20 protein-coding genes and 1 tRNA gene are annotated in these 18,199 nt (G+C 63.1%); 15 read left to right on the top strand and 6 right to left on the bottom strand.

Features of this window, described 5'->3' with window-relative positions:
* Nucleotide 1: 1 nt before the first annotated feature.
* Nucleotides 2-1,939, bottom strand: coding sequence for an ATP-dependent protease LonB (lonB, locus tag HL657_RS02305; protein WP_317295222.1), 1,938 nt, complete (start codon nt 1,937-1,939; stop codon nt 2-4).
* Between the two features lie 81 nt (nt 1,940-2,020).
* On the opposite strand from lonB, the gene HL657_RS02300 reads away from it, so the two are divergent.
* From HL657_RS02300 to thsA, 5 genes are all read left to right on the top strand, one after another.
* On the top strand, nt 2,021-2,878 hold the full coding sequence (locus HL657_RS02300; protein WP_317295221.1) for a ribose-phosphate diphosphokinase: 858 nt from the start codon (nt 2,021-2,023) through the stop codon (nt 2,876-2,878).
* Nucleotides 2,865-3,851 (top strand): RNA 3'-terminal phosphate cyclase, encoded by a 987-nt coding sequence (gene rtcA, locus HL657_RS02295; protein WP_317295220.1) that lies wholly within the window; start codon nt 2,865-2,867, stop codon nt 3,849-3,851. The genes HL657_RS02300 and rtcA overlap by 14 nt, the downstream gene beginning before the upstream one ends.
* Nucleotides 3,848-4,303, top strand: coding sequence for an NOB1 family endonuclease (locus HL657_RS02290; protein ID WP_317295219.1), 456 nt, complete (start codon nt 3,848-3,850; stop codon nt 4,301-4,303). The genes rtcA and HL657_RS02290 overlap by 4 nt, the downstream gene beginning before the upstream one ends.
* A 22-nt stretch (nt 4,304-4,325) precedes the next feature.
* Nucleotides 4,326-4,940, top strand: a complete 615-nt coding sequence (locus HL657_RS02285; RefSeq protein ID WP_317295218.1) for an orotate phosphoribosyltransferase-like protein — start codon at nt 4,326-4,328, stop codon at nt 4,938-4,940.
* A 191-nt stretch (nt 4,941-5,131) separates the two neighbouring features.
* Complete coding sequence (thsA, locus tag HL657_RS02280; protein WP_317295217.1) at nt 5,132-6,721, top strand: thermosome subunit alpha; 1,590 nt, start codon at nt 5,132-5,134, stop codon at nt 6,719-6,721.
* A gap of 1 nt (nt 6,722) precedes the next feature.
* Here the strand turns inward: thsA and HL657_RS02275 are convergent, their stop codons facing one another.
* Complete coding sequence (locus tag HL657_RS02275; RefSeq protein WP_317295216.1) at nt 6,723-6,926, bottom strand: thiamine S protein; 204 nt, start codon at nt 6,924-6,926, stop codon at nt 6,723-6,725.
* Nucleotides 6,927-6,977: 51 nt separating this feature from the next.
* On the opposite strand from HL657_RS02275, the gene HL657_RS02270 reads away from it, so the two are divergent.
* Nucleotides 6,978-7,062: transfer RNA gene (locus HL657_RS02270), tRNA-Ser, on the top strand.
* 410 nt (nt 7,063-7,472) lie between these two features.
* Nucleotides 7,473-9,362, top strand: coding sequence for a PAS domain S-box protein (locus HL657_RS02265; RefSeq protein ID WP_317295215.1), 1,890 nt, complete (start codon nt 7,473-7,475; stop codon nt 9,360-9,362).
* Between the two features lie 18 nt (nt 9,363-9,380).
* Here the strand turns inward: HL657_RS02265 and HL657_RS02260 are convergent, their stop codons facing one another.
* A complete protein-coding gene (locus tag HL657_RS02260; RefSeq protein WP_317295214.1) occupies nt 9,381-9,572 on the bottom strand; it encodes a hypothetical protein in 192 nt (63 codons plus the stop codon).
* Nucleotides 9,573-9,614: 42 nt separating this feature from the next.
* Nucleotides 9,615-10,469 (bottom strand): Mrp/NBP35 family ATP-binding protein, encoded by an 855-nt coding sequence (locus HL657_RS02255; protein ID WP_317295213.1) that lies wholly within the window; start codon nt 10,467-10,469, stop codon nt 9,615-9,617.
* A 326-nt stretch (nt 10,470-10,795) separates the two neighbouring features.
* Between HL657_RS02255 and HL657_RS02250 the strand changes: the two genes are divergently transcribed.
* From HL657_RS02250 to HL657_RS02235, 4 genes are read left to right on the top strand one after another with little or no spacing between them, the layout of a single operon-like run.
* Nucleotides 10,796-11,884, top strand: a complete 1,089-nt coding sequence (locus tag HL657_RS02250) for a (Fe-S)-binding protein (protein WP_317295212.1) — start codon at nt 10,796-10,798, stop codon at nt 11,882-11,884.
* A gap of 18 nt (nt 11,885-11,902) precedes the next feature.
* A complete protein-coding gene (locus HL657_RS02245) occupies nt 11,903-12,394 on the top strand; it encodes a pyridoxamine 5'-phosphate oxidase family protein (protein ID WP_317295211.1) in 492 nt (163 codons plus the stop codon).
* 5 nt (nt 12,395-12,399) lie between these two features.
* Complete coding sequence (locus tag HL657_RS02240; protein ID WP_317295210.1) at nt 12,400-12,879, top strand: hypothetical protein; 480 nt, start codon at nt 12,400-12,402, stop codon at nt 12,877-12,879.
* Nucleotides 12,880-12,885: 6 nt separating this feature from the next.
* Nucleotides 12,886-13,158 (top strand): 4Fe-4S dicluster domain-containing protein, encoded by a 273-nt coding sequence (locus HL657_RS02235; protein WP_317295209.1) that lies wholly within the window; start codon nt 12,886-12,888, stop codon nt 13,156-13,158.
* A 662-nt stretch (nt 13,159-13,820) separates the two neighbouring features.
* Here the strand turns inward: HL657_RS02235 and mch are convergent.
* Nucleotides 13,821-14,765, bottom strand: a complete 945-nt coding sequence (gene mch / locus HL657_RS02230; protein WP_317295208.1) for a methenyltetrahydromethanopterin cyclohydrolase — start codon at nt 14,763-14,765, stop codon at nt 13,821-13,823.
* Between the two features lie 134 nt (nt 14,766-14,899).
* Between mch and thiM the strand changes: the two genes are divergently transcribed.
* Both thiM and thiE read left to right on the top strand, forming a co-directional pair.
* Nucleotides 14,900-15,739 carry a hydroxyethylthiazole kinase gene (gene thiM / locus HL657_RS02225; RefSeq protein WP_317295207.1) on the top strand — a complete coding sequence of 280 codons (840 nt, stop codon included), beginning with the start codon at nt 14,900-14,902 and terminating at the stop codon, nt 15,737-15,739.
* Entirely contained in the window at nt 15,739-16,374 is a 636-nt protein-coding gene (gene thiE / locus HL657_RS02220) for a thiamine phosphate synthase (protein WP_317295206.1), read from the top strand. The genes thiM and thiE overlap by 1 nt, the downstream gene beginning before the upstream one ends.
* On the opposite strand, the gene HL657_RS02215 is transcribed toward thiE, so the two are convergent.
* Nucleotides 16,371-16,739, bottom strand: coding sequence for a nuclear transport factor 2 family protein (locus HL657_RS02215; RefSeq protein ID WP_301676596.1), 369 nt, complete (start codon nt 16,737-16,739; stop codon nt 16,371-16,373). The two genes, thiE and HL657_RS02215, sit on opposite strands and share 4 nt — an antisense overlap.
* 166 nt (nt 16,740-16,905) lie before the next feature.
* Between HL657_RS02215 and HL657_RS02210 the strand changes: the two genes are divergently transcribed.
* Together HL657_RS02210 and tsaA are read left to right on the top strand one after the other, a co-directional pair.
* A complete protein-coding gene (locus HL657_RS02210; RefSeq protein ID WP_317295205.1) occupies nt 16,906-17,709 on the top strand; it encodes a molybdate ABC transporter substrate-binding protein in 804 nt (267 codons plus the stop codon).
* Entirely contained in the window at nt 17,706-18,197 is a 492-nt protein-coding gene (gene tsaA, locus HL657_RS02205; RefSeq protein ID WP_301676594.1) for a tRNA (N6-threonylcarbamoyladenosine(37)-N6)-methyltransferase TrmO, read from the top strand. Before HL657_RS02210 ends, tsaA begins: the two co-directional genes overlap by 4 nt.
* Nucleotides 18,198-18,199 lie beyond the last annotated feature (2 nt).

Below are 18,199 nucleotides of genomic sequence, written 5' to 3'. Positions count from 1 at the left end.
ATCAGACCACGGAGCGCCCGGCGTTCGGGTCGAAGATGGTGGTCGGGGTGACTGCCATCTTCCGGAGCTTCGAGAGGAACCCTTCGCGGTTCTCGGGCACGAGTGCGTTCTGGAGGACCTCCTCGATGTGGTCGACCGGCACCACCTCGACCATCGTGCGGTAATGGTCCTCGATGAGGACGTCGTCTAAGTTCGACCGCGGGATGATCACCTTCTTGATCCCGGCTTTTGCGGCCGCCTCGATCTTGTAGGTGACCCCGCCGATGGGAAGGACGTCGCCCCGGACCGAGAGCGAACCGGTCATCGCGACGTCCTGGCGCACCGGGATATTCTCGATGGCGCTGATCACCGCTGTTGCCACGGTCACGGACGCGGAGTCCCCCTCGACGCCGCCGTAGGTGCCGATGAACTGAACGTGGATGTCCATGTTCCTGACATCCTTACCAGTGAACTTCTTGATCAGGGCGCTGACGTTCGTGATCGACTCCTTGGCGATCTCCTTGAGCATTCCGGTCGCGATGACCGTGCCGGTCGCTCCCTGGCTCGGGGTCACCTCGGCCATCACCGGGAGCACCGAGCCGGAGTCGCTCCCCATCACGGCAAGCCCGTTCACCCGCCCGATCCTGGTGCCCTCAACGACGGTGATGTCGTAGTCGCGGCTCCGCCGGATATACTCGTCGGAGATCTGGTCCTCAATCGAGCGGGATGCCGACTTTGCGGCGAGGACATGTTTCACGGAGGTGAACTCCGCACCTTCCTGCCGGGCGAGGTCGCCCGCCACCCGGATGAGCCCGCCCATGTCACGGAGTTTCAGGGTCAGGTGGCCCTTCCGGTTCGAACGGCGCCGGGCTTCGCGAAGAACCTCGAGCATGGCGCCGCGGTCGAAGTGGGGGATCTTCCCGTCGTTCTTGACCTCCTGCGCGATGAACCGGAGGAACTTCTTCCGGTTCTCCGGGGTGTCCTCCATTGTCTCCCGCATGTAAACCTCGTAGCCGTATCCCCGGATACGCGACCGGAGCGCCGGGTGCATCCCCTGGATGGCATCGATGTTGCCTGCTGCGATCATCACGAACCGGCAGGGGACCGGTTCGGTCCGGACCATCGCGCCGCTCGAGCGCTCGCTCTGGCCGGTGATCGGGAAGGTGCCTTCCTGGAGCGCGGTCAGCAGGTTCTGCTGGGAGTGTGGGGTGAGGGTGTTGATCTCGTCTATGAAGAGCACCCCCCCATGCGCCCGGTGGATGGCCCCGCCCTCGACACGGTCGTGAGACGGGGTCTCGAGGCCGCCGCTCTGGAAGGGGTCGTGCCGAACGTCGCCGAGCAGGGCGCCCGCGTGCGAGCCGGTGCCATCGACGAAGGGTGCAGGGGTGTTCGGGTCGTGGGAGATCAGGAGCTTCGGGACCATCGTCTCCTCGCGAGGCGTCGAATACTTCAGCGCCATGAAGATGAACGCGGCGGCGATGATACCCATGAGCCACTGATAGGTGATGATCGCGTAGCCGATGATGCCGATGATGAGGAGCATAATGAGGGTGCTCCGCATCTGAATCTTCTTCCTCGCCTCCACCTTGTGCGCGTTGACGATCTGTTTGCCGCGGCTCGCCGGCACGGTCCTGATGATAGGGTTATTGTTATCCTCAGGGTTCGGATAGACCAGGATGTCCTGCAGTTCCTCTTTGGGCAGGAGCTCGGCCATCGCCTTCGCCAGCATCGATTTGCCGGTTCCGGGGGTGCCGATCATCATCACATGCCTGCGCTGGACCGCGGCCTTCCGGATCACCTCGACGGCGTGTTCCTGGCCGATGACCTGGTCGATAAGGTTCGGGGGTACGTCGATATCTGAAGATGCGCTCAGCTCGAGACCTGAAAGGACGTCCATATCCTCCAGTTCATCATTCGTGAGCTCGATGTTGGGAATTTCTGTTGATGTCGTCGAATCCATCGTCGAGTTTACCTCTTTGCTCCACTAGTACTTATATAATTTATTCATCCTCGTTCAAATACTTTCTAGCAAAGGTGTTCTATGAGAATAATCAGTACGGAACGGTCCCAGGTTCTCGCGGCCCGCATTGCCGGAAAGCTGGGGGCTCCACTGGTCGAGACAAAATTCACCCGTTTTCCTGACGGAGAACTATATCTTCGCTGTAGAGAACTTGACGATAAGACCCTGATCGTCAGCAGTGTCGTGGATAACGATATGCTCGTGCAGACCCTTCTTGCAATCGATGCCGCTGACAGGTCAAGAACCACGCTGGTAGTCCCGTATCTCGGCTACTCGCGGCAGGACAGGCGTTTTTTCCCGGGCGAGCCGATCAGCGCCCGGGCGGTCGCACGAGCCCTCTCGACCGGTGTCGAGCGGGTCTATATCGTCAACATCCACGACCCGGGCGTGCTGGATCACTTCAGCGTCCCGGCAACAGACGTCACTATCGCCCCGGCCGTCGGGGGGTACATCGGCGACCTGCGCCTGCAGAACCCCCTGGTCCTCGCTCCGGATGAGGGAGCGATCGACTTTGCTGCCGACGTTGCGGCCGTCGGCGGATGGGACTGCGATCACCTCGAAAAGACCCGTCTCTCAGGTGAGGAGGTCCGGATCGCCCCGAAGACCATCGATGCGGCCGGCCGGGACGTCGTGATCGTAGACGATATCATATCCACCGGCGGGACCCTCGCGACCGCCGCCTGCATGCTCCGGGAGCAGGGAGCTGCTTCCATCCACGCAGCCTGTGTTCACGGGGTGCTCACGAGCGGCGCCTACACGCGCCTGCGGGCAGCGGGGGTCTCCTCGGTCGTCTCCAGCGACACTTACGAGAACGCCTCAAGCTTCATATCGGCCGCGAGCGCAATCGCTACCGCGATCAGGGAAGATGCTCACCGTTGATGGAACCCACCTGGAGGGAGGGGGACAGGTCCTCCGCCTGGCGGTCGCCCTATCGGCGATCTCTCGAACTCCGGTGACCGTCACCCGGATCCGGCAGAATCGGAAAAACCCCGGGCTCGCGCCTCAGCACATCGCTGCGGTTCGGGCGGTCGCCGGGGCCTGCGATGCCGAATACACGGATCTTTCGCCCGGGAGCAGTCAGATAACCTTCACTCCGGGACAACTTCGGTGGGCCGAACAGGACATCGACTCCGGAACCGCCGGGAGCATTCCTCTCATCCTCCAGGCATGGCTTCCGGTCGCCCTTCATGCCGGCGGGAGCATCACCGTCACGGGCGGGACCGAGGTGGCATGGAGCCCGACGATCGATTACCTGGACCGCGTTCTCGCACCGGTGCTCCGCCGCGCCGGGGCCTCGATCGAGATTACGGTACTCGAACGCGGGTACTATCCGCGGGGAGGCGGGCGGGTGCACGTCCGGGTGGAGCCGGCCCGGCCCAGCCCGATCGTGATCCCGGAAGAGGAGGAGCGCCGATGCGGGATCGTTTCCTGCTCGGCGGGCCTTCCCGGGCACGTCGTGGAGCGCCAGGCAGCCGCCGCCCGGGACCTCCTCGCAAGCGATCTCGGCCTCTCCTGTATCGCCACCCTCGACCCCCGGGAGGACGGGGCGAGCACCGGGAGTTCGGTCACGGTATGGAGCGGGGCGAAGGGCGCCGTCGCTCTCGGGAAGAGGGGGCTTCCCGCTGAAGAGGTGGGCCGGGCGGCCGCCCGGGCCCTGATCGGGGAGTGCCGCAGCCCTGGCACGGTCGACGTCCACCTCGCCGACCAGCTTCTGGTCTACCTCGCCCTCTGCGGGGGGGAGTACAGCACCCACACCCTCTCGATGCACGCGAAGACTGCCTGCTGGCTCCTCTCCGGGTTCGGCTACCCGGTCGCATGCCGGGAGAACGATACCGTGAGGTTCTCAGCATGACGCTGGTCCTCGACGCCTCGGTCTTTTTTGCGGAGGTGCCCATAGAAGAGGAGGCATGGACCACCCCCACAGTAGTGGAGGAACTCGGCGACTTCCATGCGAAGTGCCGGTTTGAGGCGCTCGCGGCTGCGGGACTCCGGGTCCGGGAGCCCCGTGAGGAAGACCTCATGCCGGTCGATGCGGCCGCACTCCGGACCGGGGACGCCGGGGTGCTCTCGGCGACCGACCGGGATATCCTCGCACTCGCGCTGGAACTCTCGGCCGTCCTCGTCACCGACGACTTCGCGGTCCAGAACGTCGCCCACCGTCTCGGTGTCGAGACACGGAGCATCCGGCAACGGCCGGCCCGGGCGATCCGGTGGCGCTACCGGTGCAGCGGGTGCGGCCGGTACTGGCGAGAGCCGGGAGAATGTCCGATCTGCGGCGCAGCAATCAAAAGAAAACTTAAATAGATTCCCTGGCGATCTCTACTCCATGTCCGCCCTTGAAGAGTTGATCACGAAGGCAAAGGCACTCCAGGCAGAAGGGCACACTCCCGGCCAGGTCTCCGACGAGCTGGGCCTCTCGATGGAGACGGTCACCTGGCTGCTCACCCAGCAAAAGGGCATGGAAGCCCCAAAAGACGTTCACATAGACTGGACGGCGATAGGGAGCCACGGAACCCTCCTCAGCGACATGGCGATGATGATGCTCAAGCGCTTCCTCTACCTGCCGGAGGCGGAGAGTGCGTATCCCCCCGGAGAGATCCCTGATACAGTCGTCGGCATCGCGCTGTCGGGGATCCCCCTCGCCACCCTGATCGCCGCGGAGGAGGGGTTGAAACTCGCGGTATACCTCCCGGCGAAACATAGCAGGAGCGAAACCCCTACCGGATCCCTCTCGGGCACCTTCTCTACGATATCCGGGCAGCGCTGCATCATTATCGATGACGTCGTGACGACCGGGACGACGCTTACCGAGGTAGTACAATTCCTCCGGCGGCACGGGGCCACGCCAATGGCGGTCTGGTCGCTCTTCAACAAGCAGGGTGTCCGGGAGATCGACGGCGTTCCGGTCCATTCGCTCTTCGCGATATCGAGACTCGGGTGAAGACCCGGATCCCGGTCCCCGTGGCGGGCCGGTGCATCAGGTACGCCTATCAAGGGTGCCAGGCGCGTAACGCTAACAGGAGAGCGATCCGCACCCGCCGAACGGCGGATGCACCGGGGGATGGATGGGGCCTATCGATTAATATATATAGAACCTCTGAACAAACCTAACGAGCAAAGGAGGATTATACAATGCTTGCTGGACAGCCCATCATTATTTTACGGGAAAATGTTGAGCGCACGCGCGGATTCGAGGCGCAGCGCTCGAATATCATGGCTGCAAAGGCAATTGCGGCCGCCGTTCGGACGACGCTCGGTCCCCGGGGAATGGACAAGATGCTGGTCAGCTCCAGCGGTGATGTGGTGATCACGAACGACGGGGCAACCATCCTGCACGAAATGTCCGTGCAGCACCCCGGCGGCAAACTGATTGTCGAGGTTGCGGAGACACAGGACGGCGAGGTCGGTGACGGCACCACGACCGCGACCGTACTCGTCGGGTCGCTGATGGAGGAGGCAGAGAGGCTTCTCGCCCAGGAGGTTCACCCCACAATCATCGCGAACGGCTATCAGCTTGGTATGGAGAAGGCCCTCGCGATCCTCGACGAACTGGCCATCTCGGTCGGGTTCGGCGACCGCGACGACCTCTTGAAGATCGCCGACACCGCCATGACTGGCAAATCCATCGAAGCCGTCAAAGACAAGGTTGCCGGCATCGTGGTGGACGCGGTGCTGCAGGTCGCGAGCAAAACGGACCAGGGCACCTACGTCGTGGACGAGGACGACATCAAGATCAGGATGCAGGTCGGCGACTCAATGCACGACGCCGAACTGATCCGGGGCGTTGTCATCGACAAGCAGCGTGTCTTCGAGCAGATGCCGGAGAAGGTCAGGGACGCTAAAGTAGCCCTGCTCGCACTGCCGCTCGAGGTCACGAAGACCCAGGTCAAGTCGAAGATCAAGATCACCTCCTCCGACCAGATGAAGGCGTTCTCCGAGCAGGAGCGCGAGTCCCTCCGGAAACTTGCCGACCAGATCGTTGCCTCTGGCGCAAACGTCGTCCTCTGCCAGAAAGGAATCGCCGACGCGGTGCAGTATTTCCTCGCCAAACACGGCATTTACGCCGTTGAGGACGTGAACGAGAACGACATGAAATTCGCCGCGAAAGCGCTCTGCGGCACCATCGTTAACAAACCCGAGGAACTCAACGCGGCGACGCTCGGCCACGCTGAAAAGGCCGGGGAAGTTCCCGACACCGACCTGACGGTCATCTCCGGCTGCGACAACCCGAAAGCCGTCACGATCCTCCTGCGGGGTACTTCCCAGCTGTTGCTGGACGAACTCGAGCGGGCGGTCTACGACGCGACCCGGGTTGTCCAGGACGCCATTGAGGACGGCAAGTTCGTCGTCGGTGGCGGATCGGTGGAGACCGAACTCCAGATGCGCATCCGCGACTATGCCGCAACCGTCGGTGGCCGGGTCCAGCTTGCCATCGAGGCGTTTGCGAACTCCTTCGAGATCATACCGAGGACGCTCGCTGAGAACTCCGGGTTCGACACGATCGACAAGGTCGTCGACATGCGCAAGGTCCACGCCGACGGCGCGAAGTACGCCGGGCTCAACGTCTACACCGGCGAGGTCGTGGACATGCGCGAGGCCGGCGTCATCGAGCCCCTGCGGGTGAAGACCCAGGCGATCAAGAGTGCGACCGAGACGGCCATGCTCCTCGTCCGCGTCGACGACATGATGGTTACCCAGACCGGAAAGCCGGGCCCACAGTAAGTCATCCACGCGAGGAGGCCAGGAAGATCACGACCTCCTCTTCCTCGATATTTTTATCCTGCGGCAGGCTTCTTCCACGGCAGAAAATAAGCGCCGCATCTGGATTGAGCCCGAAAGAGAGGAGAGCGGCCTCGTAGGTATCGCCCGGCCGCCCCTGGTAGATCAGCACGCCGCCGTCCGGGATGAGTGTGAATCGACAGAGCATATCTCGATACTATTATAGTGAAAGAACCTAAATACTCTAGGCTGATTCTGTGCCGAGGTAGTCTAGTCCGGGAAGGCGGTGGCCTCGAAAGCCACTGGTGTTCGGCACCTCGGGAGTTCAAATCTCCCCCTCGGCGTCCATCTTGCTGTTCAGGTTCTCGGGGTTACTCGAAGTGAACTACCCCACCCTGAAGGGTGGGGTCTTCCCGCTCCGCCCCCTTCACCCCCGCAAAATAAAACACCACCAGAAACCCCATTTTTTAGAGAAGCCTTTCTATGGCATCATCTCCCCTTCGGCACTTTACCACGAGACCAGGGAAACACCGGGATACTCCACCGGCGCCCGATACGACCCTGCGAGATCGCTTCATCACAGGACGAATCGCATCGGGATAGGACCCATCCTCCAGAACGGTTACCCATAACCGCGGCATCCAACGGATAGCGGGAGTTCCAAAAAGAAATATGTTAGTTAATCAGCAAAGGTAAGATAACATACGGCGTCCGCTGTCCGGGATCATCCCGCACCGGCCGATGGAGATCTCCCGTGTACCGCTGCTTTGACGAACTGGACGATGCTGTCGTCATCCTTGACCGGGATAATACCGTTGTGCGGCTGAACCGATCGTTTTGCGAGACGTTCGGGATCGGTGATGACGCTGCACGCGGCGTGGAGATAGGTGACCTCATCGCCCGCCACCTCGTACCGCTCTTCGAGGGGGGAGACTCTGCCGACCGGATAATCGAAGCACTCCGGTGCCAGCGGCAGGTGGCGCACGCCACCTGCCGGATGCAGACCTCCACCGGTGAGGTGCGCTGGTTCTCCTTTTCGTGCCGGGTGATGTCCGGCGAGCCGTACGCCGGGATGGTGCTCGCCCGGTTCCGGGACGTGACCCCCGAACGCGACGAGGCAGTGCGGAGCGCCCGGGCTGCGAGAGCACGGGTCGGGGCCGAGTCGGTCTTTGCCGCCGTCGGGGAACTGGTGCCCTACGGCATCTGGATCTGTGAGCCGGACGGCACTGTACTCTACGTTTCTCCCTCGTTCCTCGACCTGGCGGGGAAGACACTCGATGAATGCCGGCAATCGGGATGGCTGGAGTGCATCTCGCTTGAAGATGCTACAGTGCGTGCCGACTTGAGACGGTGCCTCGATACAGGGTGGCGGTGGGATCGTGAGCTAAGGGTTCCGGATCCCGACGGGGAATGCCACACCATCCTCTCCCGGGGAGCTCCGGTCCGTGATGAGGACGGGCAGATCGTTCTCTGGGCCGGAATCAACCTCGACATCACCGCGAGAAAACAGGCCGAGCGGCTCACCGCCGTCCGGGCGGCGCAGCAGGCAGCCGTCGCGGACCTCGGCCAGTTCGCTCTTGCAGGGGCGGAACCTCCCGAACTGATGAACGCCGTGGTCCAGGTGGTGGCGGAGCGCCTGGAAGTCGAGTACGCCAAAGTGCTCCGCTACCTGCCAGAAGAGGATCTCTTCATCCTTGAAGCGGCGGTGGGGTTCGGCGGAGTCCGGGTCGGTACCGAGAAAGTGGATGGAGGAACCGATTCCCAGGCGGGATACACTCTTCTTTCCCATGAGCCGGTGATCGTCGAAGACTTCGACGCCGAGACCCGGTTCCGGGGCCCGGCCCTCCTGCGAAACGAGGGGATCCTGAGCGGCATCAGCGTCATTATCCAGGGTGACGAGGCGCCGTACGGGGTGCTCGGCGCCCATACCCGGACCCTGCGCAGGTTCACCCGGGACGACATCAACTTCGTTCAGGCGGCCGCAAACGTTCTGGCACTGGGATTCAAGCGAAAGGCGGCCGAAGAGGCGCTCAGCAAAAGCGAGGAGAAGTTCCGCGAGATAGCGCAGCGGAGTTTCGACATGATCTATACCTGCTACCACGAGAGCGGGATTGCCTATATATCTCCGGCCGTGACCCGCATCCTTGGCTACACACCCGCCGAACTCATCGGCCAAAAATGCCGGGACTATGTCAGTCCCCTCTCCCTCGCCGCGTGGAAGGCGGCACAGACGAAGCTAGCCCGAGGCGAGCCGGTCGAGGGACTCGAGGTCGAGTTCCGCCGCAAGGACGGGACGTCGGCGTTCGTCGAGCTGAACGAATCACCGATCGTGGAGCATGGAAAAGTGGTCGGCGTCCAGGCGGCCGGCAGGGACATCACCGAGCGGAAACAGGACGAGCGCCTTCGGCAACAGGCATTCGAGCAGATCGAGCGGAACATCGAGCAGTTCGCCGTCCTCGGTGACCACATACGCCAGCCCCTGCAGGTGCTCCTCGGTATGGCCGACCTGGTCGACGATCCGAAGGCGTCGACGGTCATCCGTGACCGGGTCGAGCGGATCAACGAGTACATCAGACAGCTGGACCGGGGATGGGTGGAATCGCGAATGGTCCGCGAGTTTCTTCGGCGGCACGAGCAGGATTGAACCCACCCTGCGGATCGCTCATCTATAACGCCGGGTGAGCGGTTTCTCCGTGACCGAGTCTATCCCGATGCTGCAGTCCTGTATCGCGCCGTGCCCGGAAAAGACCGAACGGATCTCCTCAAGAACCCGCTCGGCCAGTATCCGCGCGTCGCGCTCCTGGTCGGTGTCCATCTCGATGAACCCGGTCAGTTCTATACGGAACTTTTTCATGTCTCTCCTTGCCTCCGTCTCATTGGAGCATCCGCTTGCATCCTACTGCGCCTCTCCGATACTGCGGAGAACTGCCTGCATGACATCGTCCACATGCTCCCACGTGAGGTTATCCGCACTCATACCCGGACGCCGGACGATGAAGGGGCGTCCTTCGTCACCGGCTTTGCGCATGTCGGGGTCCAGAGGGATGTTGCCGAGGTACGGCACGCCGAGGTCTTCTGCAGCCTTCTTCCCGCCGCCCTGTCCGAAGAGGTCGATCTCCTTGCCGCAGTGGGGGCAGACCATGCCACTCATGTTCTCGACGATGCCGAGAACCTTGATATCCATTTTCTCGACGAACTTTACGGCTTTGGTCGAGTCGAGTATGGCAACCTCCTGCGGCGTCGTCACGACAACGGCACCGGCAACGTTCGGGGCGAGCTGGATGATCGATAACGCCTCGTCTCCCGTGCCCGGGGGCAGATCCACCACGAGGTAGTCCAGGTCTCCCCAGTTGACATCCGCAAGGAACTGTTTGATGACCTGCATCTTCATGGGGCCGCGCCAGATGACAGGAGTGCTCTTATCCGGCAGGAGAAACGCCATCGAGACGACACCGAGTGCCGGCACCACGTATACTGGTTCGATCCTCGTGCCGTTCGTCGACGTGAGTTTGGTCTCCTCGATGCCCAGCATCTTGGGGATGTTGGGGCCGTGGATATCGAGATCGAGAAGGCCCGTCTGGTAGCCGTGGTTCGCAAGCGCCATTGCAAGGTTCGCGGCCACCGTGCTCTTCCCGACGCCCCCCTTTCCGCTCAGCACCAGGATAACATGCCTGACACTCACGGCGACCTTTTCAAGCGGGTTTTTCTGCTGCTGTCCAGCATCCTTCGTTGTATTGTCTGTTTCTGCCATAACGTACCCTCAACACCTCATCTTGGTGGGCGGAATCGTCCGTCCACCGGTCACGAAGTGATTGTGAGCCCACACGAGTGTTCTTCCCGAACAGGATCATGCAACACGGCTCGCACAATAATGTTAACAACGTTAACAGAAAGTAGTATTGATACTTACATGTTCGGCCCCTCTCAGGGATACACGGCGATCCACGGCACCCACCGGATCTACTCCCTGAACGGTTCTCCGCCGGGAAAGGGCCGGAGATCGGTTCGAAACCTGTCTTGCCGGGAACCCCACGTTAAAGAGAGGGTATTGACACAGGTTAAAACGAGGGATGTGTGATGGCATTTGATCTATCGAAATGCGACTTCTCCCGCTGCAGGGGAGAATGTCTCGCCCGCTGCCCGTACGTATCGTACGACGAGGACGACGCAAAGAAAGCCATGAAATCCCTGATAAAGGGAGAACGCCACCCGATCCTGAAAGAGTGCATCACCTGCGCAGCATGCAACGATTTCTGCCCCCTGGGCGCCGATCCCTGGGACCTCATCGCGCGACGGCAGGAGGAGACGGGTGTTCTCGGCATCCCGGCGGACGCAAAGCCGTCGAGCGACTGGCTGACGAAGCCGGCGACGGTCATCAGGAGGGGGAAGCCGGGCGGCCCGCTGATCTCGGCCGGCGGGATCTACGAGGTGGTGCCCCAGGCGGAGTTCCTCACGGGACAGGTGTTTGAGGAGGCAACCATCATCGGGGGCGGGCCGTACGCGTGCGGGTTCACCGAGACCCACCTCGGCCGGGCGTCCCGGCCGCTGAAGTTCCTTCCGCAGTTCATCGAGAACCTTGCTAAAGCGGCCGAAGAGTTCGGGGTCGACGAGATCGTCTTCACCCACGACGCCTGCTACAACGTGGCGACGACCATCGCGACGCAGCAGGGGATCGAGGTGCCGTTCCGGCCGGTCCACATTCTCGAGTACATCCGGAACTGGCTGCGGGAACATCCGGATCGGATCACGAATCCGCTCGGCATCAGCATCGCGGTGCAGGGTGGCTGCACGACGCGCTACGCCCCGAGAGGCGGGGACCGCGAGATCTGGTCGGACTGGCTCGCCGATATCTTCGAGATGATCGGTGTTACGTCCGTCGAAGAGAAGCGGACCTACACGGGAGAAGACCGGCTCTGCTGCGGGTGCGGGATCTTCCACACCCAGCACGAGCGGGCGCTTGAGATCCAGCGCAGGAATATCGGTGACGCCGCCGAGGCCGGCGCCGAAGAACTCGTCTTCATCTGCCCGGCCTGCATCTCCGTGATGCGGGCGACCTGCCGAAAGATGGAGATCGAGCCGATCTACATCACCCAGCTCGTGAAACAGGCGCTGGGCGAGGAACTCGGCCCTGCCGGAACCGCCGCGTTCGGGTATCCGGTGAAGTAGCCAGACGAGGTGAGAAGAATGGTGAAGCTTACGAAGGAGATGAAAGAAGCCCTGCGGGTTCCTGGCAAGGGAGGGAGCCTGATCTACCTCTGCACGTCGAACCGAGACGGCAACCCGAACATCGCCGCGATGCGGTTCGTCGCCACGCACATGGACGACAAGATCCTGATCGCCGATATGTTCCTCTTGAAGACGAAGGCGAACATCAAGGAGAACCCCGAGGTCGCGGTCACGATCTGCCACCCGCTCGACGAGGGGCGGTGGTGGGTCTTCCGGGGGAAGGCCGTGGACATGGAGTACGGGTTCCCGCGTGACTTCGACTGGTACGGCGCAAACGCGACGGATATCCTGAACGAGTGGGGGAACTGGAACAAGGCCGAACCGCCGGACGAGGTGCCGCCGGACATCGTCTTCCCGAAAGCCGTCCAGCGCGGGGTCGTGGTCGTGCACGTCGAGGAGGCCTACTCCATCGAGCCGGGGCACGTGGGAGAGAAGGTTCTAGAGGGGTGATCGAGATGACGGTGAATCTTACAGACAGGATGAAGGCCTGGATCGAGGCGATGGGTTGCCACCTCTGCGTCGCGACGCCGGAAGGCGTGCCGTTCGTGGTGTTGGGCCGCTATGCGAAGGCGACGGCCAACGATGAGGTGGCGTTCGCGCTTGCAGAAGACGAGATGAAGGTCATCGCACCCGCGCTGTCGGAGAACCCCCGGGTTGCGTTCGGCGTCTCGCGCCAGGGCGGTATCCGCGCGGCGTACCAGTTCAAGGGAACCGGAGAACTCCTCCGTTCCGGATCGGTCTTCGACACGGTCGCGGCACAGGCAAAAGAGGAGAAAGGGATAGACGCCGGGGCCGTGCTTCTCGTCCGCCTGACCGAACTCTACTGCACGAAGCCCGGCTACGAGGCCGGGCAGCGGCTCGACGGCATGTCGCCAGAGGATCTTGACGCCTGGGAGCGACAGCGCTGGAAGGACGTGCCGAGAAAAAAGGACTGAGTTCTGATGAGCAGCGACGAAAAAAAGATCCCTAAACAGTTCCCCTGGATCATTCCCTTCTCATGCGAGGGGTGCGGCGACTGCGTCGAGGCCTGTCCGACCGGCTCGATCGAGCTCGTGGATCTGGGAAAGAAGATCGACAAGGCCTGGATCACGAACCCGGAGACCTGCATCGGCTGTGGGAAGTGCGCCGATGCCTGCGTTGTCGGCGCCGTGCAGATGACGTCCTACGTCGAGAAGGCGCTCGAACGCTACCGCGAGAAGACGAGCCCGGAGTGAACCGGGGCCCGGCTATCTTTTTTACGTTCCCTGAACAGTGTCTCGCTGCCGATGGAGGCGAGGGCATCCTGAAACACACACCTATGAGAGTGTGTTGGGCCACAGCACCTACCAGTACGCTGGACCGTGGTGGCTGCGCACCTGATGGTGCTCGAGCTCCTGCCCTTCGGCCAGTCGCTTATCGCCATTGGGGGAACGACTGTCCGCAGGACGCGACAGTTCGCTAGAACTGGAGCGTGAGCACCGAAGGTGCGAGACAGGAGTTCGAGAAACCTGAAGAGGTTCGCTGTGGGGCTGACAGGGAGTGCGAGCGAAGCCAGCTTGAGCACCGGAGGTGCGAGTGCGATGCTCCGGAGGAGCGGAGCACGAGAAGCCGTGAGGCGTCGAGGTGCGAACGGAGTGAGCATGAGAAACTCGAAGAGTTTCGAGGGGGGAGCATCCCCCCTCCCCTGTCTCTACTCCATAAGGCTATACCTGTGACCCCCACCCCACCCGGCCTCCGGCCTCCTCCCCCGCCCCCTTGGGGGCGGGGGCAGTGCGTGGCGATACCCGGGAATATCGGTTGATGGGGTTATGTGAGTAGAACGGAGTTGCCCTGAAATACTTCCTGAAGAAAGTAGAGGAGTTCAACAGAGCCCTTGAATCCAGACTCATACCTGGTTCTACAGAAACCCGAACGACTCAAGCAGCACGTCGGCATTCAGCCTGCCGAAGTGATGGACTTCGCCGCTCTCCGAATCGTTCACCGTGACCTCCGCCGGCGAGAAAGCAAGCAGCGAGTCCACCTTGAGGAAGTCGTAGCCGGCATCCTTGAGCACCCGGGCAAACGGCCTCCCGTAGTCGGGGGAGGTCTGTGAGGGGAGGGTCGCAAAGACCGGGTCGTAGCCCTCCGCGACGAGGGAGACCGAGCCGTAGTAGATGTTGCAGTCGTTGGTCGTCCCCATCGCCTCGATGCCGGTCCGCTTTATGGGCGCGATCGGCGATCGGCCCGCCGCGTGGCTGATCCGATGGACGTCGTAGCCCTTCTCCTCGAGTTTGTGGAGAGTCGCCGTGACGACCCGGCCGGAGATCTGCACCGAGCCGACCAGGCTCCGGGTTGGGGCGACGAGGACGTAGAGGTTTTCGGGTTCGATGCCGCACTTCTCCGCGATGAAGCCCGTGACTTCCTCGCCCGGGAGGGTGTCCGCCTCCAGCGCGAGGATGCCGGTCCGGGAGGTGTCGCGGTAGCCAAGCATTTTGTAGGTATTTTTCGGCTTTAAGGAGAGCGCCCGCGCCGGACCGGAAGCCATCGCGGAGTAGCCCCCGGCCTTGAGCACCCATCCCGCCTTCTGCGAACCGAGGCACGCGAGAGCGGGGCGGCTCACGGTGAGGTGCAGGAACGGGACGGGCACGTCCCCCACCCGGCCCATGGTTATCGCCGCTGTCGCAAGCCCCGCAAGGCAGGTCTCCACGAAGAGGGACCCCGCCCGGTAGCTCCCGGGGACGTGCACGCCGCAGTCGATGCACGTCGCACCGTTCTCCTGCTCCGCGACCGCCACCCCGAGTTCGTCCCGGCGGTCGATCAGTTCTCTCACGGCGGGCATCGCCGTGCGGTTTACGCTGAGCATCGTCCTCACCTATCTCAGCGGAGGGGTGGGGTGCAGATCGCTTTAGCAGTTCCCTTCCAGGCATGCAATCCGGCCCGACGCGCACCCGGCAACGACCGGCTTTATGCAACTGCCCGAGAAATAGGTAAGTACCTATGCCGGACAGCACGAACAACAGTTCATCGGCACGCTTCGTGGACGGCGCGATCCCCGCCGGCCTCCTTGCCGCCGTGCGGTCAGGGCGGCCGCTGGTGCATCACATCACGAACAGCGTCACGATCAACGACTGCGCGAACATAACCATCTGCGCCGGGGCCGCCCCGGTGATGGCCGAGGCCCCCGAGGAGGTCGCCGGGATGGTCGCGGCCGCTGGCGCCCTCGTCCTGAACATCGGGACGCTCTCGGCTGCGCAGGTCGAGGCCATGCTGATTGCCGGCCGCCGGGCAAACGAACTCGGTATCCCGGTCGTCCTCGACCCGGTCGGCGTGGGGGCGACGGAGTTTCGGACAGCGACCGCCCACAGACTCCTCGACACCCTCGATATCGCCGTCCTGAAAGGCAACGCCGGGGAGATCGGCGTTCTTGCCGGGACGGGCGGGAGCGTCCGGGGCGTGGACTCCGGCGGGGTCGCCGGCGATCCCGTCGAGACTGCGCGGGAGTGCGCACGCTCGACCGGAACGGTCGTGGCGATGACGGGGGCGATCGACGTTGTGACCGACGGTAGCAGGGTCTTCCTCGTCAGGAACGGCAACCCCGCGATGGACCGGCTCTCGGGGACGGGGTGCATGGCCTCCTCGGTCACCGCGGCGTTTGTCGCGGTCGCGGACGATTACGCGGTCGCGTCGGCCGCGGCGCTCGCGGCGTTCGGCCTTGCCGGGGAGCGGGCAGCCTGCGGGGCATGTGGCCCCTACACGTTTCGGACGGCGCTCTTCGACGAACTTGCCGGGCTTTCACCCGATGACCTTGCCGGGCATGCACGGATCGAGGAGCGGTAATGGCGTATGACCTCTACGTAGTCACCGACGAAGCGATCGGGCGCGGACGCACTCACACGGAACTTGCCCGCCTCGCCGCCGCCGGCGGCGCGGACGTGATCCAGCTCCGCGACAAGAGGCTCCCGGGCCGGGACCTCCTCAGCGCGGCGGTTGCCATACGCGAGATCACCCGGGACGCCGGCGCGCTCTTCATCGTGAACGACCGTCTGGACGTGGCCCTCGCGGCCGGTGCCGACGGCGTCCACCTCGGCGCAAGCGATCTGCCCGTGGGCGAGGCGCGGCGCATCGCCCCGCCGGGGTTCGTCATCGGGGCATCGGTCGGGTCCGTCGCCGCGGCTGTCCGGGCCGCCGCAACGGGTGCCGACTACGTGGCGCTCAGCCCGACGTTTGCGACCGGGTCGAAGGACGACGCGGGGCCGGGGTGCGGGCTTGCAACGCTCTCGGCGGTCCGTGCCGCGGTATCCCTCCCGCTTGTTGCTATCGGGGGGATCACCGCAGCAAACGTCGCCGACGTCATCGCCGCGGGTGCGGACGGCGTCGCGGTGATCTCGGCGGTCGTGGGAGAGGACAACGTCACCGCCGCCGCACGGAACCTCCGCGACCGCATCGCCGCCGCGAAAGCGGAAGGGCGTTAGTCCGCCGGGCAGGTCACCGGGGAAACAGGCGTCCGCTGGTGGAAGACCGCCCGCCACCGGCCGTCGCTCCGTGCATACACGGTCGATACAAAGATCGTCTGCCCGCCGAAGGAGACGGTATACGCGAGGACGGCACCCTCCTCACCGAGGGACACCACCTTCGGGTCAGTGATCGTATACGCCGGCAGCTCGTTGGGGTTCTCCACGAGATCGCGGAGGATCCCTTCCCTGTCCAGGACACCGAAAGGAGTGACGACAAAGGCCTCCGGCGCGAGATAATCACGGTAGAACGTCACGTCCCGGACATCGGCAGCCCTCCAGGCCCGCTTCTCGATATCCAGCAGAATAGCTAACAGGTCTTCCATAAGGAGCGTCTGGACGCACGAGTCGATAATAATCGTTTCCCCGGGTCCAGTCCACCCTGAGAACAGCAAGATTAAACAGGGACGGTGTCAAGTAAAACAATTTAAATCAACTCAAAAGTAAAAGAAATCGCTTTAATACCAGTATAACGGGTACTGAATAGTATCCATGTCAAAAAATGCCATAGCACTGATCACGCTCGCCCTTCTCCTCTTCGCGGCGGGATGCACCACCGTCACCGGGGATGACACCACTGCCGGCGACGACGCCACACTGCTCGTCTACTCCGGCGCCGGCCTCAAGAAGCCGATGATCGAGATCGGGGAAGTATTTGCCGACAAATACGGCATCGGCGTCGAGTACACCTTCGCCGGTTCGGGTACGCTCATCACCCAGATGGAACTCTCGCGGAAGGGTGATGCCTTCATCCCCGGTGGAACGCCTGACTACCGGATCGCACAGGATAAAGGGCTGGTCGGAGATCCGGGATACGCCGCCTACCACGTCCCGGTGATCGCCGTCTGCAAGGGGAACCCGAAGAACATCACCTCGGTCGACGACTTCACCCGGCCCGGGCTGAAGATCGCGCTCGGTGGCGCGAACACCACCGCGATCGGCAGAGCCGGTGACAAACTCTTCCGGGCGCACGGTATCTTCGATGCCGTCGAGGCAAACGTCATCCTCCGGGCGCCGACGATCAACGAGGTGGTCGTGGCGATGAACATGGGCACCGCCGATGCCGCGCTCATCACGCTCGATATGGTGAACCCCGAGACGATGGACACGATCGCTCTGGCGCAGGAAGACAGCCTCACCCTTATCGTCCCGATAGGGGCGACCACCTTCACGGGGCAGCCTGACGCCACCCGGCAGTTCGTCGAGTTCGTCACCTCCGACGAGGGGAAGGCAATCTTTGTCAACCACGGGTTCCCGGCCTACCCCGACCCGGCATACGAGGGGGTGGAGCCTTGAGCGGCACGGAGTACCCCTGCAGGGCTATCGGTGTCGCCCGGACGCCGTTCACCGACCCGGCCGCCACCCCCATCCAGGCGGCCTTCTCCACCGTTCGCGGAACAGTGGAGGTCTACCCCGGGTTCCGAGACGGCCTTTCGGCGCTCGCGGGGTTCTCCCACCTCATCCTCATCTACCGGTTCCACCGGGCCGCCGGTGAAGAAATCGCCGAGCGACCGCTCATCGACGGGGCGGAGCCGCACGGCATCTTCGCCACCCGGCACTTCAACCGCCCGAACATGCTCGGGATATCGGTCGTCCGGCTGGCCGGGATCGACGGGGGCACGCTCGCCGTCGAGGGCATCGACCTCCTGGACGGGACACCGATCCTGGACATCAAACCCTACATCCCGGCGTTCGACTGCATCGGGGACGCTTCCTCCGGGTGGGTGACGCCGCAGCACGTCGAGCAGATCAAGAAACAGAGCGCGTCCTTCAGGGTAGATTAACC

It is taken from the genome of Methanoculleus nereidis (assembly GCF_032944295.1).
Classification (GTDB): Archaea; Halobacteriota; Methanomicrobia; order Methanomicrobiales; family Methanoculleaceae; genus Methanoculleus; species Methanoculleus nereidis.
Note: the sequence above shows the minus strand (reverse complement) of the source record. Positions and strands in the feature narration are given on the sequence as shown.

Bases quoted from the DNA above. Each gene is read 5' to 3' on its own strand.
- lonB (WP_317295222.1), bottom strand. From the start codon at position 1,939: ATGGATTCGACGACATCAACAGAAATTCCCAACATCGAGCTCACGAAT.
- HL657_RS02300 (WP_317295221.1), top strand. From the start codon at position 2,021: ATGAGAATAATCAGTACGGAACGGTCCCAGGTTCTCGCGGCCCGCATT.
- rtcA (WP_317295220.1), top strand. From the start codon at position 2,865: ATGCTCACCGTTGATGGAACCCACCTGGAGGGAGGGGGACAGGTCCTC.
- HL657_RS02290 (WP_317295219.1), top strand. From the start codon at position 3,848: ATGACGCTGGTCCTCGACGCCTCGGTCTTTTTTGCGGAGGTGCCCATA.
- HL657_RS02285 (WP_317295218.1), top strand. From the start codon at position 4,326: ATGTCCGCCCTTGAAGAGTTGATCACGAAGGCAAAGGCACTCCAGGCA.
- thsA (WP_317295217.1), top strand. From the start codon at position 5,132: ATGCTTGCTGGACAGCCCATCATTATTTTACGGGAAAATGTTGAGCGC.
- HL657_RS02275 (WP_317295216.1), bottom strand. From the start codon at position 6,926: ATGCTCTGTCGATTCACACTCATCCCGGACGGCGGCGTGCTGATCTAC.
- HL657_RS02260 (WP_317295214.1), bottom strand. From the start codon at position 9,572: ATGAAAAAGTTCCGTATAGAACTGACCGGGTTCATCGAGATGGACACC.
- HL657_RS02255 (WP_317295213.1), bottom strand. From the start codon at position 10,469: ATGGCAGAAACAGACAATACAACGAAGGATGCTGGACAGCAGCAGAAA.
- HL657_RS02250 (WP_317295212.1), top strand. From the start codon at position 10,796: ATGGCATTTGATCTATCGAAATGCGACTTCTCCCGCTGCAGGGGAGAA.
- HL657_RS02245 (WP_317295211.1), top strand. From the start codon at position 11,903: ATGGTGAAGCTTACGAAGGAGATGAAAGAAGCCCTGCGGGTTCCTGGC.
- HL657_RS02240 (WP_317295210.1), top strand. From the start codon at position 12,400: ATGACGGTGAATCTTACAGACAGGATGAAGGCCTGGATCGAGGCGATG.
- HL657_RS02235 (WP_317295209.1), top strand. From the start codon at position 12,886: ATGAGCAGCGACGAAAAAAAGATCCCTAAACAGTTCCCCTGGATCATT.
- mch (WP_317295208.1), bottom strand. From the start codon at position 14,765: ATGCTCAGCGTAAACCGCACGGCGATGCCCGCCGTGAGAGAACTGATC.
- thiM (WP_317295207.1), top strand. From the start codon at position 14,900: ATGCCGGACAGCACGAACAACAGTTCATCGGCACGCTTCGTGGACGGC.
- thiE (WP_317295206.1), top strand. From the start codon at position 15,739: ATGGCGTATGACCTCTACGTAGTCACCGACGAAGCGATCGGGCGCGGA.
- HL657_RS02215 (WP_301676596.1), bottom strand. From the start codon at position 16,739: ATGGAAGACCTGTTAGCTATTCTGCTGGATATCGAGAAGCGGGCCTGG.
- HL657_RS02210 (WP_317295205.1), top strand. From the start codon at position 16,906: ATGTCAAAAAATGCCATAGCACTGATCACGCTCGCCCTTCTCCTCTTC.